We start from the raw sequence: 14,425 nt of genomic DNA, 5'->3' as shown, positions 1-14,425 counted from the left end.
GCCCTGCACGAGGCGGGTGCCGCCGCGCCGCCGGTGACCGGCTCGGGCGATGGCGCAGCGTCGCTCTGGACGCGGCTGGTGGACGCGACACACTGGCCCGAGCAACGTGTGCTCGTCCTCACCACGCCCGGCGGCCTCACCGTACTGGCGGACCAATTGGCCACAGCCGGGGCGCGCGTCGAGGTGGTCGAGGCCTACGCCATGCGCCCGCGCGCTGCGGCCGACATCCGACACGACTGGGCCATCGCCCCTCCGGACGCGGTGGTCGTCACCAGCCCGCGCTCGGCCGACGTGCTCGTGGGTGCGATTGGGGCGGCCGCACTCGACAGTCCGTGGGTCGTCGCCATCGGCGACACCACCTCGGAGAGGCTGCGCGGTCTCGCCATTCCGCACGACGTGGCCCCGACCGCCGACCTCGATCGACTGGCGCCGTGGCTCGAGTCGCGGCTCCAGGCCGCGGAGGTGACGTCATGATCCAGGAGACCGCAGCCGCTATCGACACGCTCGACCGCACGTTCGTCGAGTGCAGCGCGCTGGGCTTCCAGTCGATGCTGACCTCGGTGATGGCCATTGCCTGCTATGTGCTCTGGCGTCGTCAGCGCGGCAGCTACTTCCTGACCTGGTCGGCGGCCTGGAGCGTGTACGTGATTCGCCTCGCCTGCATGTCGGCGTTCCTCGTACGCCGCGACTTAGTCTGGCTGTTCCTGCACCAGGCCGCCACCGGCGTCAGCGCGCTGCTGCTGCTGGCGGCCGCGCTGCAGTTTTCGCGCGGCTTCCAGCTGCGCGCCTGGCACGCGGTGGCGATCCCGCTGTCGGTGCTGTGGGCGTGGATCACGATCTACGGCATGGGCAGCATGCTGGTCGCCGGCATCAGCGCCACAGCGCTGCTGTCGAGCGTGACTATCGCCACCGGGGTGATCTTCTGGCGGGCGCGCGGCCAGGTGTCGAGCGGTGCGGCCCGGGTGCTGGCGGTGGTGTTCGTGCTGTGGGGCCTGCACCATCTCGACTACCCCCTGTTGCGCGGGTTTGGCGCGGCCGTCCTGTACGGCGTGTTCGCCGACGTCCTCTTCCTGTTCGCGATTGGCCTGGGGCTGCTGTTCATCGTGCTCGGCGCCGAGCGTGAGCGACTGGCGGCGCGCACCGCCGAACTCGAGCAGCTCACACGACTGATGCTCCGGGTGCAGGAAGACGAGCGGCGACGCATCGCTCGCGAACTGCACGACGAGGCCGGCCAGGTGCTAACCGCGGTGAAGATCGAACTCGAACTCGACGGCCGGGCCGAGGCCGGTGCGCTTGTCGGCCGCGCGCTCAGCCAGGTCCGCGACCTCAGCAACCTGCTCCGCCCGTCGGTGCTCGACGACCTCGGCCTGCCAGCTGCCCTGCGCGCGCTGGTCGACGACTTCTCGACCCGAACCCGGGTGCTGGTGCACCTCGACGTCGACGGCATCGCGCGGCCGCTGCCGCCAGATGTCGACGTCGTGATCTACCGCGTCGTCCAGGAGGCGCTGACCAACGTGGCCCGTCACGCGCAGGCCAGCGAGGTGCGCGTGCAGGTGGCGGCCGGGCCGACCTCGGTGCAACTGTCGGTCGAGGACAACGGCCAGGGCGCACCGGCGCAGGCCACGCCGCACATGGGCTGGCTCGGCATGCGCGAGCGCGTCACGGCGCTGGGCGGACACCTGAACATCGGCAGTGGCACCGGTCCCGGGCTGCGTCTCGACGCCGATATCCCGGTCGGAGAGCACGCGTGACCACCCGTGCCGTTCGCGTGCTGCTGGCCGACGACCACACGCTGGTGCGGGCTGGCATCCGCCGCATCCTCGAGTCACAGCCGGGCATCGAGGTGCTGGCCGAGGCCGCCGACGGCGCCGGTGTGCTGGACCTAGTGCAGACACACGATGCCGACGTGCTGGTGCTCGACCTAAAGATGCCCGGGCTCGACGGCATCGACGTGCTGCGCGCGGTGAAAGCGGCGCACCCGGCAGTGAAGGTGGTGGTGGTCACGATGTTCGAGGCTCGCGAGTACGTGGCGCGGGCGATGAGGCACGGCGCCGACGCCTACCTGCTCAAGGACTCGGCGGTGCAGGACCTGGTGGCGGCCATCGACGCGGTCACAGCGGGCAGTTCCTACTTCAGCCCGGCGATCCAGGTGCAGATGGCCGAGTTGCTGCGCGGCGAAGCTGCCGCACCGTCCGGCGCGCAGTTGCTGACCAATCGCGAACGCGAAGTACTGGCCTGGCTCGCTCGCGGTCTGTCCAGCAAGGAAGTCGCCGCTCAGCTCGACATCAGCGTGCGCACCGTCGAGACCCACCGAGCCAACCTCATGCAGAAGCTCGGCGTGAAGTCGGTGGCGCTGCTCATTCAGGTGGCACTGCGCGAAGGACTGCTCGACCCGCCGGCCTCTCCGTAGTTCTACGGATGGCCCATCGGTAGTCTTGCGAATTGTCCGCATTCGCGGCGGGGCGTACGCTCGTGGTCAGCGTCGTCCATGTCCGACCTTCCGCATTGTCCTCATCAGGCCGTTTGCGCAGCGCAGCCGGCGCGCTTCGAGGCCGTCGCCACGTTCAGCGGCCTGGCCGCGCTGCGGGCACTCAGCCTCAGCCAACGAGCCGTCGGTCTGGCCACGCTGTCGCGCCACGCGATGGGCGCCGACACAGGGGCCGCCCTGCACGCGCGGCTCACCGAGATGGGCGTCGAGTCGCTGGTGCTGACCACCTGCAATCGCACCGAACTCTACTGGCGCGCCCGGCTGCCCGGAGACGACGAGACGGTGACGCGCGCGTTCGCGGACGCCACCGGAGACCGCGAGCATTGGGTGCTGGTCAGTGGACCCGCGGCCGCTCACCACCTGTTCCGGGTCTGTGCCGGCCTCGAGTCGCTGGTTCTCGGCGAAGCTGAAATTCTTGGCCAGGTGCGCGCCGCCCTGGAGGCGTGCGCGGGTGCTGGTTCGTTCCTGCAAGGGGTGGCCCAGGCGGCGCTGCGCGCGGGTCGTATGGCGCGGGCCGAAACCGCAATCGGCGTGGGCGCGCTGTCGGTGGCCTCCGCCGGAGTCCAGGTGATAGCGCGCGCGCTGCCGCTGGCCGCCAGCCGCGTGCTGATTGTCGGGGCCGGCGCCACTGGCGTGAAGGCAGGCCGCCATCTGCGCAAGCTCGGGGTTGGCGAGCTGATCGTCGCCAACCGGACGCAGTCGCGGGCCGACCAGGTGGCCGCCAGCTTCGACGCGCGCAGCATCGCCATGGACCAGTTGCCCGGCACGCTCGCCACCGTCGACGCCGCCATCATCGCAGTGCACGGCGACCGGCCCCTGCTCGGCCTCGACACGCTCCGCGCGGTCACTGCGCAGCGCGAGCAGCCGCTGGTCCTCGTCGATTTGAGTATGCCCGCCGCAGTCGCCGCTGGCGAAGTCGCGGGCCTCACCCACGTGACACTCGCCGGATTGCAGCGGGAGGTCGAACGGCAGCGCGACCGTCGCGCGACGGAAATCCCGAAGGTCGAGGCCGTGCTCGACCGCGAGATGCGGCATCTGCAGTCGTGGGCGCGGCATCAGGCGATGCGGCCACTGGTCTCCGACCTCCGCCGCAAGGTTGAAGAAATTCGCCGCACCGAGCTGGCACGCGCACAGAACGAGCTGCCGGACGCACTGCCGACCGACGTGGCCGTGCTCGACCGTCTGAGCCGCCGGCTCCTCGAGCAGGTGCTGGCCATCCCGCTCGCCGCGATGGCATCTGGCGAAGCGCCGCTAGATGCCAGCCAGGCGCGTTATCTGCGACGGCTGTTCGCGCTCGGGCCGGAGGCCTGACTGTGGCGACCTGCCGTATCGGAACCAGAGGCAGCGCGCTGGCGCTGTGGCAGGCGCGGCACATCGCCGCGCGCCTGGCGGCGCTGCAGCCCGCCCTCGCGATTGACATTGTGGAGATCGTCTCGACCGGCGATCAGGTGATGGACGTGCCACTCTCGGATGTCGAGGGCACCGGCTTCTTCACCTCGACCATCGAACGCGCGCTGCTCGATGGTCGCGTGGACGTCGCAGTCCACAGTCACAAGGACCTGCCCGTGGCCGCCACCGCGGGTCTTCGCGTCGCGGCCGTCCCCGCCCGAGGACCCGTGCAGGACGTGCTCTGCGCGCGTGGCGGGCTGACCCTCGCCACGCTTCCTCCGGGTGCCCGCGTCGGCACCTGCAGTGCACGCCGCACGGCCCAGGTGCGAGCGATTCGCGACGACCTCGACCTGCGGCCGCTCCGCGGCAACGTCCCCACCCGCGTCGGCCGGGTCACCGGCGGCGAGCTCGACGCCATCATCCTGGCGCATGCCGGGCTCGATCGACTCGGCCTGCAGGACCACATCACCGAGACGTTCAGCATCGCGGCCATGCTGCCGGCGCCGGCGCAGGGCGCGCTGGCCGTGCAGTGCCGGGCTGCCGACGTGGAGCTGGCAGTGCAGCTGGCGGCCCTCGACGATCGCGATACCCGGCAGGCGGTGGAGGCGGAGCGAACAGTGCTGCATGCGCTCGGCGGGGGCTGCTCGGTGCCGGTCGGCGCGCTCGCCGTGAGCGACGACGGACGCCTCACCCTGCGCGCCGGTGTGTTCGCCCTCGACGGTAAGCGGGTCGTGCGCGCCGATGCCGTCGATACCGACCCGACGGCGGTCGGCGAGGCCGTGGCGCGCCGTCTGCTCGACGAGGGTGCAGGCGCGATTCTGGCGGAGTTCGAGAAGAGCACGCGCCTCGACTGGCCACAGCCGTGGGGAGCCGAGGCATGAGCGAACACTTCCACCGCGGCCGGCGCCTTCGACGCACCGCTGGGGTACGTGCGATGGTCCGTGAAACGCGACTGTCGGCCGATCAGCTGGTGGCGCCGCTGTTCGTCTGCGCCGGCGACCAGTGGCGTGAACCGATCGCCTCGATGCCCGGTCAGGCGCGCTTGTCCCCGGACCTGGCCGCCGCGGAAGCCGCCGAACTCTTCGCGTTGGGTGTCGGCTCGGTGCTGCTGTTCGGCATCCCCGCCAGCAAGGATGCCGAGGGCAGCGGCGCGTGGGATGCGCAGGGGCCGGTCGCCGAGGCGATTCGCCGCATCAAGATTGCGGCGCCGGCAATGACCGTGTGGGCTGACATCTGCTTGTGCGAGTACACCGACCACGGCCACTGCGGGCTGGTCGACGCGTCCGGCGTCGACAACGACGCCACCCTGCCGCTCCTGGCACGGGCCGCAGTAACCGCGGCGCGTGCCGGTGCCGACGTGATTGCCCCGTCCGACATGATGGACGGCCGCGTCGCCGCCATTCGCACCGCGCTCGATGCCGAGGGCTTTGCGGACAGGTTGATCGTCTCCTACGCGGTGAAGTACGCGTCGGCATTCTATGGGCCGTTTCGCGACGCCGCCGGCTCCACGCCCGCGTTCGGCGATCGCCGCGCCTACCAGATGGATCCGGCCAACGTCCGCGAGGCCCTCCGCGAAGCAGCCGCCGACGTCGCCGAGGGGGCCGACATGGTGATGGTCAAGCCGGGCCTGCCCTACCTCGATGTCATCCGTGCCGTTCGCGACCACGTCGATGTGCCAATGGCCGCCTACCAGGTGTCGGGCGAGTACGCCATGCTCCACGCCGCTGCCGAGCGCGGATGGCTCGATCTGCCGCGCGCCATGCACGAGTCCACCATCGCGCTGCGCCGCGCCGGCGCCGACGTCGTCATTACCTACTTCGCGCGGGCCCTGGCGCTGGCGCTACGCGACGCCGGGCCGTCGCGCGCGGGAGACGCCTGAATGCCGTTCGCCACCACCGTCGGGGGACAGTCGTGGATCGCCCGCGCCCGCCACGTGACGCCAGGCGGCGTGCACTCGCCCGTGCGCGCGTTCGGCTCGGTGGGCTGCGAGCCGCTCGCCATCGCCAGCGCGCGCGGCGCCACGGTGGTGGACGTCGAGGGCCGCACGTTCATCGACTGCATCGGCGCCTGGGGCCCGGCCCTGCTCGGCCACGCGCATCCCGCCATTGAGTCGGCGGTGGTGGATGCCGTCCGCCGTGGCCTGATCTTCGGGCTGGCGTCGCCCGGTGAAGTGGAACTCGCCTCGCGCATCGTCTCGCGGCTGCCCAGCTGCCAGATGGTCCGCTTTACGGTCTCGGGCACCGAGGCCACGATGAGCGCGGTGCGGGTTGCGCGCGCGGCCACGGGACGTGCGGTGGTGGTCAAGTTCGCGGGTGGCTATCACGGCCATGCCGATGCCTTCCTGGTGGCTGCCGGCTCCGGCGCTGCCACGCTCGGCATTCCCGACTCGCCCGGCGTGTCGGAGGCCGTGTCGCGCGACACCGTGGTGGCACGCTTCAACGACCTCGCCAGCGTCGATGCCTGCTTCGCGGCCACCCCTGGGCAGGTCGCCGCGGTCATCGTCGAGCCGGTGGTCGGCAACATGGGTTGCGTGCCCCCGGAGACGGGCTTCCTCGAAGGCCTGCGCCGGCGTTGCACCGAGCACGGTGCGGTGTTGATCTTCGACGAGGTCATGACGGGCTTCCGCGTGTCGCGCGGCGGCGCCTCCGAGCGCTACGGCGTCGCGCCAGACCTCGTCGCGATGGCCAAGGTGCTTGGCGGCGGGATGCCGCTGGCGGCATTTGGCGGCCGACGATCGCTGATGCAGCTGGTGGCGCCGGCAGGTCAGGTGTACCAGGCTGGCACCTACGCGGCGCATCCCGTGTCGGTGGCTGCCGGCCTGGCGATGCTCGACGCCATCGACGCCGAGCCCGGACTGTACGACGCGCTCGAACGACGCGGCGCCCAGCTCGAAGCCGGGCTGCGGCGTGCTGCCGAGACCGCCGGCGTGCCGGTCGCAGTCCAGCGCGTGGGATCGATGTTCACTGTGTTTTTCAGCGCGGGGCCCGTTCGCTCGTGGGACGACGCGGCGCACGTGGACCGCGCGGCCTTCGGCCGGTTCTTCCGCGCCATGCTGGCACGGGGCGTGCTGCTGCCGCCTTCAGCCTTCGAAGCGGCCTTCCTCTCGCTCGCGCACGACGAGGCGGTCATCGCCACCATCATCACGGCGGCCGAGTCCGCCTTTCGCGAGGCCCGCGCATGAACGACCGTTTTCTCCGAGCCTGCCGGCGCCAGCCGGTGGACCGCACGCCGTTGTGGATCATGCGGCAGGCGGGCCGCTACCTGCCCGAGTACCGGGCGCTGCGCAAGGACGTCGACTTCCTCACCGTCTGCAAGACGCCGGAACTGGCCGTCGAGGTCTCGCTGCAGCCGCTGCGGCGCTTTCCGCTCGACGCCTCGATCATCTTCTCGGACATCCTGCTGCCACTCGAGGCGCTCGGCTGCCGCATGACTTTCAACCCGGGCCCGAAGCTGGCCGAGCCGATCCGCACGCGTGCCCAGGTCGATGCTCTCGACGCACGTCCAGCGGCCGAGGTGGTGCCCTATGTGGCCGAGGCGGTGTCCATGCTGCGGCGCGAACTGGACGGCAAGACGCCGGTGATTGGCTTCTGCGGCGCGCCGTTCACGCTGGCGGCCTACCTGGTGCAGGGTGAGGGCAAGGAAGGGTTCGGCGCGGTCAAGACCATGCTGTATCGCGAGCCCGGCACGCTCGAGCGGCTGCTCGAGACACTGACGGCGGCCATGACCGACTACCTGCGCCTGCAGATTGGCGCCGGGGCGCAGGCGGTGCAGATTTTCGACTCGTGGGCTGGACTGCTGGCCCCCGCGCAATACGAACCCTTCGCCCTGCGCTGGGTCCGCGCCATCCTCGCCGGCGTGCGTGACCTCGGCGTGCCGGTCATCTACTTCGTCAACGGCGCGCCGCACCTGCTCGAAGCGGCCGCGACCTCGGGCGCGGACGTGTTGGGCATCTGCTGGCGCACGCCGATCGACGTCGCCGCCGCGCGCGTGGGACCGTCGCTGGCGCTGCAGGGCAACCTCGATCCGCACGCGTTGTTCGCCGACCCCACCGAAGTGACACGGCTGGCCACTGACGTGCTCGACCGGATGACGGGCCGCGCCGGCCACATCATGAACCTCGGGCACGGCATCCTGCCGGAGACACCCATCCCCAGCGTCGAGGCGCTGGTGGCGGCGGTACACGCCCATACTGGCCGCGACGCCGCGGTGGCGGCCCAGTCATGAGCGACGACTCCGCGCGCGCCACGATGGCCAGCCTGCTGGCGCGCTACGACAAGCCGGGGCCGCGCTACACCTCGTATCCGACGGCCGTCGAGTTCCACGATGACATCGACCACGGGGCGTATGTCGAGGCGCTCGCGCGCGCCGATGCCCAGCCAGGCGACCCGCTCTCGCTCTACGTCCACCTGCCCTTCTGCGAGGAGCGCTGCGCCTACTGCGGCTGCAACGTGGTCATCACCAAGCATCGGGACGTGACCGATCGCTATCTCGACTATCTCGATCGCGAAATCGATCTGATGGCCGCGCACCTGCCGCATCGTCGTCAGGTGTCGCAGCTGCACTGGGGCGGCGGCACCCCGACCTTCTATACGGCGCCGCAGCTGGCACGGGTGTTCGCAGGCATGGCACGGCACTTCAAGTTCACCGCCGATGCGGAGATCGGCGTCGAGATCGACCCGCGCGTCACCTCGTTCGAGCAGCTCGACACGCTGCGGCGACTCGGCTTCAACCGTCTGTCGATGGGCGTGCAAGACTTCGCGCCAGAGGTGCAGCAGGCCGTCAACCGCATCCAGAGCTACGAGATGACCAAGGGTCTGGTGGACCATGCCCGCGCGCTCGGCTTCCGCTCCATCAACCTCGACCTCATCTACGGCCTCCCCTACCAGACGCTTGAGGGCTTCGGCCGCACGCTCGACCAGGTGGTGACGCTGCGGCCCGAGCGGGTGGCGGTCTACTCGTTTGCGTTCGTGCCGTGGATGAAGGCGCACATGAAGCACCTGCCCGAGGACTCGCTGCCCGCGCCCGACCTCAAGCTGGCGCTGCTGGCGCAGGCACAGCTGGCCTTCGGCGATGCCGGCTACCGCCAGATTGGCATGGATCACTTCGCGCTGCCCGAGGACGAACTGGCGCGGGCCCTCGACGCCCACGTGCTCCACCGCAACTTCATGGGCTACACCGTGCAGTCGGCGCGGGACATGCTGGCGCTGGGCATCTCGGCCATCGGGGACGTGCAAGGCACGTTCGTTCAGAACACCAAGAAGCTCAACGAGTACTACGCGGCCCTCGACGCCGGCCGCTTCCCGGTGGAGCGTGGCTACGCGCTCGACGAAGACGACGAGATCCGGCGCGTCGTGATCACCACGCTGATGTGCAACGGGCGACTCGACATCGATGAGGTGGAGCGACGCTTCGGGCTGCGCTTCGACCAGTATTTCGCGGCGGAGCTGGCGGAACTGACCGCGCCCGAGTCGCCCCAGGCCGACGGGCTGGTGCGAGTCGGCCCCGCCCTCATCGAGGTCACGCCCCTCGGCCGGACCTTCGTCCGCAACATCTGCATGGTGTTCGACCGCTACCTGCGCGCGCGCACCTCGGGCAGCAAACCGGTCTTCAGCCGCACCGTATGACGACGCCCACGGTGGTGGTGATTGGCGGCGGCACTGCCGGCTTGGCGGTGGCCTTCACCCTGCGCGAGTACGCGCGCCGCCGCGGTGAGCCACTGTCGCTGACGCTGCTCGAGGCCGCCCCGCAGATCGGCGGCCATGCCCAGACGCACGAAACGCCGGACGGCTTCGTGGTGGAGGCGGGACCGAACGGCTTCCTCAACCGGGAACCCCACACGCTGGCCCTCATCGACGCGCTCGGCCTGACCGATCGCCTGGTCGAGGCCCGGCCAGAATCGGCCCGGCGCTTCATCGTCCGGGGTGGACAACTGCGTGAGGTCCCGACCGGACCCGCGTCCCTCGTCACCACCGATGCCCTGTCGTGGCAGGCCAAGCTGCGGCTGATGGCCGAACCGTTCGCCGCCGGACCGCCCGCCGGCGTGGACGAAACGGTACATGCCTTCGCGACCAGACGCATCGGCCACGAAGCCGCGGAGATGCTGGTGGACGCCGCCGTATCGGGTATCTCGGCCGGCGACAGCCGCTGCCTGTCGGTGCGCGCGCAGTTTCCGACGATGGCCGAGATGGAACGTGAGCACGGCGGACTGGTCCGCGCAATGTTCGCCCGGCGCGGACGGCGGCAAGGTCCGTCACGCCTGCTCAGCTTCGACCGTGGCATGGGCGTGCTCACCCGGACGCTGGCCGCGCGTCTGGCCGACGCGGTGCGCGTCAACTCGCCCGCGCAGTCGGTGCGACGAGACGGCGACGAATGGCGAGTCGTCCTTCGCGACGGTCGCGCCGTGGCGGCCGACCATGTCGTGTTCAGCCTGGCCGCGCGCGCGACAGCGCCGCTCGTCGAGGATCTCGACAGCGCCTGGGCCGCGTCGCTGCGCGCGACCGAATATGCCGGGCTGGCCGTGGTCGCACTCGGCTACCGGACGTCGGAACTGCCTCGCTCGCTCGAGGGCTACGGATACCTCGTCACCCGGCCAGAGCAGTTGTCGACGCTCGGCGTGGTCTGGGAATCGTCGCTGTTCCCCGGACGCGCTCCAGAGGGCCACGCACTGTTGAGGGTGATGCTCGGCGGCAGCCGACGGCCCGATGTCCTCGATCTCGCCGATGCACCGCTCGTGACGCTCGCCCGCCGGGAACTCCACCGCGTGATGGGCCTCGAGGCCGAGCCGCGCCTGACCCGGATCTTCCGTTGGCCCGGCGCCATCGCGCAATACACCGTTGGCCACCTCGAGCGGCGTGCGCAGGTGATGGCACAGGCGGCCCGCCACCCGGGCCTCTGGCTGTGTGGCACGTCCTACGACGGCGTCTCGTTCAACCACGCCGTGCGCAGCGCGCGGCTGACCGCAGGCGCCCTCGCCGACGCTGTCTGGCAGCACGCCCCCGCCGACACGCTCGACGAGGTTGGCGCCGGCACTTCGCGACACCGACACTGACCATGCCGACCCGACACGTCGTCCTCGTGACCTACGGCGAGCCGCCGACGGCGAGCTTCGTCGATCAACTCGTCTATTCCTGGCGTATCCTGCTGGGTCTCACCCGCAAGGTGGACGCCATCCCACGGCCGCTGCTGCCGATGATTGCCCTGGCCAGGGCTCGCGGGCGCCGCGCCATGTGGCGCGAGCATGACTACAAGTCGCCTCTCGAGCCCATCACGACGCGGCAGGCGCAGGTGCTGCGCGATCTGCTGGCTGCGGACCTCTCCGGCGATTCATGGCGCCTGCAGGTAGCCTACGAGTACCGGGCGCCGCTGCTGGCCGATGTGCTACGCCACATTCCCGCGCACGAGCCGGTCTGGGTGGTACCGCTGTATGCCGCCGACTCGGCGTTCACGCACGACTTGTCGCGCGAGGCGGCGAGTACGCGCTCCGGGCCGGTGTCGGTGCTCGGGGCGCTGTCGGCCGATCGGCTCGCCGACATCTCGGCGGCCCACGTCCTGGAGCACGCCGCCGGGGAGCCGGGCTGGCTCGGCGACGACGTGGCGCTGGTACTGGCCGCGCACGGCACGGTGCTCGCCCCACCCACGCCGATTGAAACCGGCCTGGTCGCGACCGAGGCGCTGTGCCAGGCCGTCCGCAGCCGTCTCGCCCCGCACTTCGGCCTGGTGGTCAACGGCTGGCTCAATCACACGCGTGGCGGCAAGTGGACCGAGCCGCCCATCGAGGAGGCGCTGGCGCAGGTGGTAGCCGCCGGCTACTCGCGCGTCGTCTACTATCCATACGGCTTCCTCGGTGACAACGCCGAAAGCGAACTGGAAGGCCGCATCGCGCTGGCCGCTGCGCCGGCGCTCACCGCGAAGCACCTGCCGTGCCTGAACGACTCCCCGCGGCTGCTCGACCTGCTGGCGCAGCAAGTACGGCAGTGCGTTGATCGTTGTGCCCCCGCGCCAGGAACCACGGGCGATGTCGGCTGCTATCGGCTCTGCACGCCTGGGGCGGTGGCGCGCACCGCGTGTGCGATCTGCGCGTTGCCCGCTGGCGCCGCCTCGTCTTTGGTCGATCGGCCAGGCCAGCAGATCGCGGTGACCCACGCGCACCCGTGACATGTCGGGGAGAGCCGAACGAGTCAGGTGCGTGAGGGGGCGGACTGGTCGCTGAGTCGACGCTGACAACCGCGTTCGAAGCACTGCTCCAGCGCTGATGTGAGGACGATCACCTCATCGCCGACCTGAGCGCTTTCTCAATCGCATCCGTGGACGGAACTCCGCCCGCATAGAGTCGTCAGGTCGGGGAGGGGATCGGGGGCGTTGGCTCGGGCATGGCGAAGAGGTCACGGTTGTTATAGAGCACCGTCGGCGTGCCGTAGCCGCGTCGTGCGTCGCCGTCCGCCAGGGTGTCTGCATCGATGACGGCGTAATCCGCCGGCGCACCGAGCCGGTCGAGAGCCGCATCGAGCCGGGTGCGCATCGTCGCGGTATTGGCGCAGCCGTCCCTGGTAAGGAACACGAGCGGACCCGGTGGCAATGCCTGCGTTCGTCCGCCAGCGTTGGAACTGGCGGCCGCCAGCACCATCGTGACGGTTACGAGCGACAGGACTCTGACCGTGGCGTGGTGACCCATGCGGTAAGCTTACGGGCCGTACCAAGGTACGGAGTCAACCACATGACCCACTCCACGCTCACGATCGGCGCGCTGGCGGCACAGGCAGGCGTCAACGTCGAAACCATCCGGTTCTATCAGCGGAAGGGGATCTTGCCCGTGCCTCCGCGGCCAGAGCGCGGCGTGCGCAGCTACTCCAGTGAACACGTAGACCGCGTGCGGTTCATCAAGGCAGCCCAGTCGTGGGGTTTCACGCTCAGCGACGTGGCGGACCTGCTGCGCCTTCACGATGGCATGGCGTGCGACGCAACCAGGCGGATTGCCGAAGATCGGCTCGCGGTCGTCACCGATCGAATGCGCGAGCTGCGCAACGTCGCTGGAGCCCTTCGCAGAGCGATCGCTGAGTGCCGGACTCGGCGCGGGCGCGTGTCGTGCCCACTTATCGCATCAGTACGGCGTTCTGGGCTGGCCGCGCGGAGCCGCTGTCGTTGATTCGGCCAAGTGGCGCCGATGACACCTCAAGCTGGACGCGGACGCTCAGCATGGGAGTCAGGCCGGCGCAAGAATCTGCAGCCGGCGGGCGTTCTTATGAGCAAGCGGCGGGAGCCGTCACGCCGGAGGTGTGTTTGGCGGAGAGGGTGGGATTCGGACTGCGTCCAGTTGTTGAAAACAAAGACCTTACGGGCTTTCCGCTTCCTCTGGATCCGCCAGAACTGCTCGAAAGCCGAGATGGACGCACGTATTGCGCACGTGGCGCCACATACCTTGTGTATATGGCGTCGGCGCCCTGGGTTGGTACGGGCGTACAGACCGGGCAACTGACCCACCGCCAGGCGCGTGGCCCGACTCGCACGTTTTGCGTGAGCACGCAGGCGAACGGCGTCAGCGGCCGGCCTTCGCGCGGCCGGCGGCGATCGCGGCAAACGCCGCGTCGTTCCTCGTCTGCATCGTGAAGACGGAGAAGCCCTGCTTCGTCAACGCCTCGACCTCGGCCGCCGTGTTCGCGGGGTGGCTGCACGCCACCTTGAACTCGCGGCAGGCGGAGGCGATGGCGGCGACGCCGGCGTCGAACGCCGGGCGATCGAGCACGCGAGAGCCGTCTGCGGCGGTCGTCGAGTAGACGCCGCGCAACGTGCCGGCGCCGACGACGATCACCGTAAGGCCAGGGACGGCGGCGATCTCGCGCACCCGGGCGATGCCCTCGCGGCTCTCGACGATGGCCCACAGCACCAGTTCGCCGTCCTTCACGAGCGGCCACGGCTGCGCGCGCCGTCGGTACTCCTCCTCGCTGACGCCCCAGTACGCGGCCGCAAGACCCACGCCGTCCTCCGGCCTCGTGCCCCCCTGCGCCCTGAAGCGCATCGCCGCCAGCGCGGTCCGGACCTCTTCGGGTGACTCCACCTCCTGCAGCATCACGCCGGCGTGCCCGAGGTTGAGTTGTTCATGGATACGGCTTACAGCGAGCGCCTGGTCGGTGTGGAGGATCGGCACTTTCGCCAGGATCGGATGAGTGCGGACGGACGCGCCGGCGCGCAACAGCGCGCCGACGAATCCCATGAAGCGGTCGGCCTGGGCCGACGAGTAGTTGGTGTAGGTGAAGTCCGCGCGCCGATACGCCGCGGTCTCTTCGGCCGCCGACATCAGTGACGGAAGCGGAAGCGGAGGCGGCGCCTCGACGGGCGCCGCCCCAGGCGGTGAGGGCCGCTGGCGCCCAGCCGCGATGGCCGCATGCGTGATGCCGAAGACCGGCGCCCCTTGCTCGTGGAGCGCGATCATCGGATTCAGCCCACCGCCGGCCGTCGTGGCTGCTTGCGGCGCGACCAACCATACGGCCGCCGTCGCGGCCAGGATCCCGCGTGCATGCATCGTGTGACTCCGTGGCGCGACGCCTGTCACGC

14 protein-coding genes are annotated in these 14,425 nt (G+C 70.3%); 12 read left to right on the top strand and 2 right to left on the bottom strand.

Annotated features, from left to right (window positions below; genetic code table 11):
• From Q0C41_RS15930 to Q0C41_RS15880, 11 genes are all read left to right on the top strand, one after another.
• Window positions 1-474 (top strand): uroporphyrinogen-III synthase (locus Q0C41_RS15930; protein WP_291985136.1); only part of this gene is annotated, 474 nt, incomplete at its 5' end.
• Window positions 471-1,751: a sensor histidine kinase gene (locus Q0C41_RS15925; protein ID WP_291985134.1), complete on the top strand. Its 1,281-nt coding sequence runs from the start codon at window positions 471-473 to the stop codon at window positions 1,749-1,751. The genes Q0C41_RS15930 and Q0C41_RS15925, both read left to right, overlap by 4 nt.
• Window positions 1,748-2,410 carry a response regulator transcription factor gene (locus Q0C41_RS15920; protein WP_291985132.1) on the top strand — a complete coding sequence of 221 codons (663 nt, stop codon included), beginning with the start codon at window positions 1,748-1,750 and terminating at the stop codon, window positions 2,408-2,410. Before Q0C41_RS15925 ends, Q0C41_RS15920 begins: the two co-directional genes overlap by 4 nt.
• Window positions 2,411-2,488: 78 nt before the next feature.
• Window positions 2,489-3,799 (top strand): glutamyl-tRNA reductase, encoded by a 1,311-nt coding sequence (gene hemA, locus Q0C41_RS15915; protein ID WP_291985130.1) that lies wholly within the window; start codon window positions 2,489-2,491, stop codon window positions 3,797-3,799.
• 2 nt (window positions 3,800-3,801) lie between these two features.
• Window positions 3,802-4,758, top strand: coding sequence for a hydroxymethylbilane synthase (hemC, locus tag Q0C41_RS15910; protein WP_291985128.1), 957 nt, complete (start codon window positions 3,802-3,804; stop codon window positions 4,756-4,758).
• Entirely contained in the window at window positions 4,755-5,756 is a 1,002-nt protein-coding gene (gene hemB / locus Q0C41_RS15905) for a porphobilinogen synthase (protein WP_291985126.1), read from the top strand. Before hemC ends, hemB begins: the two co-directional genes overlap by 4 nt.
• Entirely contained in the window at window positions 5,757-7,058 is a 1,302-nt protein-coding gene (hemL, locus tag Q0C41_RS15900; RefSeq protein ID WP_291985124.1) for a glutamate-1-semialdehyde 2,1-aminomutase, read from the top strand.
• On the top strand, window positions 7,055-8,101 hold the full coding sequence (hemE, locus tag Q0C41_RS15895) for a uroporphyrinogen decarboxylase (RefSeq protein WP_291985123.1): 1,047 nt from the start codon (window positions 7,055-7,057) through the stop codon (window positions 8,099-8,101). The genes hemL and hemE overlap by 4 nt, the downstream gene beginning before the upstream one ends.
• Window positions 8,098-9,501: an oxygen-independent coproporphyrinogen III oxidase gene (gene hemN / locus Q0C41_RS15890; RefSeq protein WP_291985121.1), complete on the top strand. Its 1,404-nt coding sequence runs from the start codon at window positions 8,098-8,100 to the stop codon at window positions 9,499-9,501. Before hemE ends, hemN begins: the two co-directional genes overlap by 4 nt.
• Window positions 9,498-10,925: a protoporphyrinogen oxidase gene (gene hemG, locus Q0C41_RS15885; protein WP_291985119.1), complete on the top strand. Its 1,428-nt coding sequence runs from the start codon at window positions 9,498-9,500 to the stop codon at window positions 10,923-10,925. Before hemN ends, hemG begins: the two co-directional genes overlap by 4 nt.
• A 2-nt stretch (window positions 10,926-10,927) precedes the next feature.
• Window positions 10,928-12,031 carry a ferrochelatase gene (locus tag Q0C41_RS15880; protein WP_291985117.1) on the top strand — a complete coding sequence of 368 codons (1,104 nt, stop codon included), beginning with the start codon at window positions 10,928-10,930 and terminating at the stop codon, window positions 12,029-12,031.
• Window positions 12,032-12,209: 178 nt separating this feature from the next.
• On the opposite strand, the gene Q0C41_RS15875 is transcribed toward Q0C41_RS15880, so the two are convergent.
• Complete coding sequence (locus tag Q0C41_RS15875; RefSeq protein WP_291985115.1) at window positions 12,210-12,548, bottom strand: hypothetical protein; 339 nt, start codon at window positions 12,546-12,548, stop codon at window positions 12,210-12,212.
• A gap of 42 nt (window positions 12,549-12,590) precedes the next feature.
• On the opposite strand from Q0C41_RS15875, the gene Q0C41_RS15870 reads away from it, so the two are divergent.
• Complete coding sequence (locus tag Q0C41_RS15870) at window positions 12,591-13,019, top strand: MerR family transcriptional regulator (RefSeq protein WP_291985113.1); 429 nt, start codon at window positions 12,591-12,593, stop codon at window positions 13,017-13,019.
• Window positions 13,020-13,409: 390 nt separating this feature from the next.
• Here the strand turns inward: Q0C41_RS15870 and Q0C41_RS15865 are convergent, their stop codons facing one another.
• The gene (locus Q0C41_RS15865; RefSeq protein ID WP_291985111.1) at window positions 13,410-14,393 is read right to left on the bottom strand and encodes an aldolase/citrate lyase family protein; all 984 of its coding nucleotides are present in this window, start codon (window positions 14,391-14,393) and stop codon (window positions 13,410-13,412) included.
• Window positions 14,394-14,425: the final 32 nt, after the last annotated feature.

Source organism: Luteitalea sp. (assembly GCF_022842525.1).
Lineage (GTDB): Bacteria > Acidobacteriota > Vicinamibacteria > Vicinamibacterales > Vicinamibacteraceae > Luteitalea.
The sequence above is the reverse complement of the archived record's forward strand: the minus strand, read 5'-3'. Positions and strand labels throughout refer to the sequence as shown.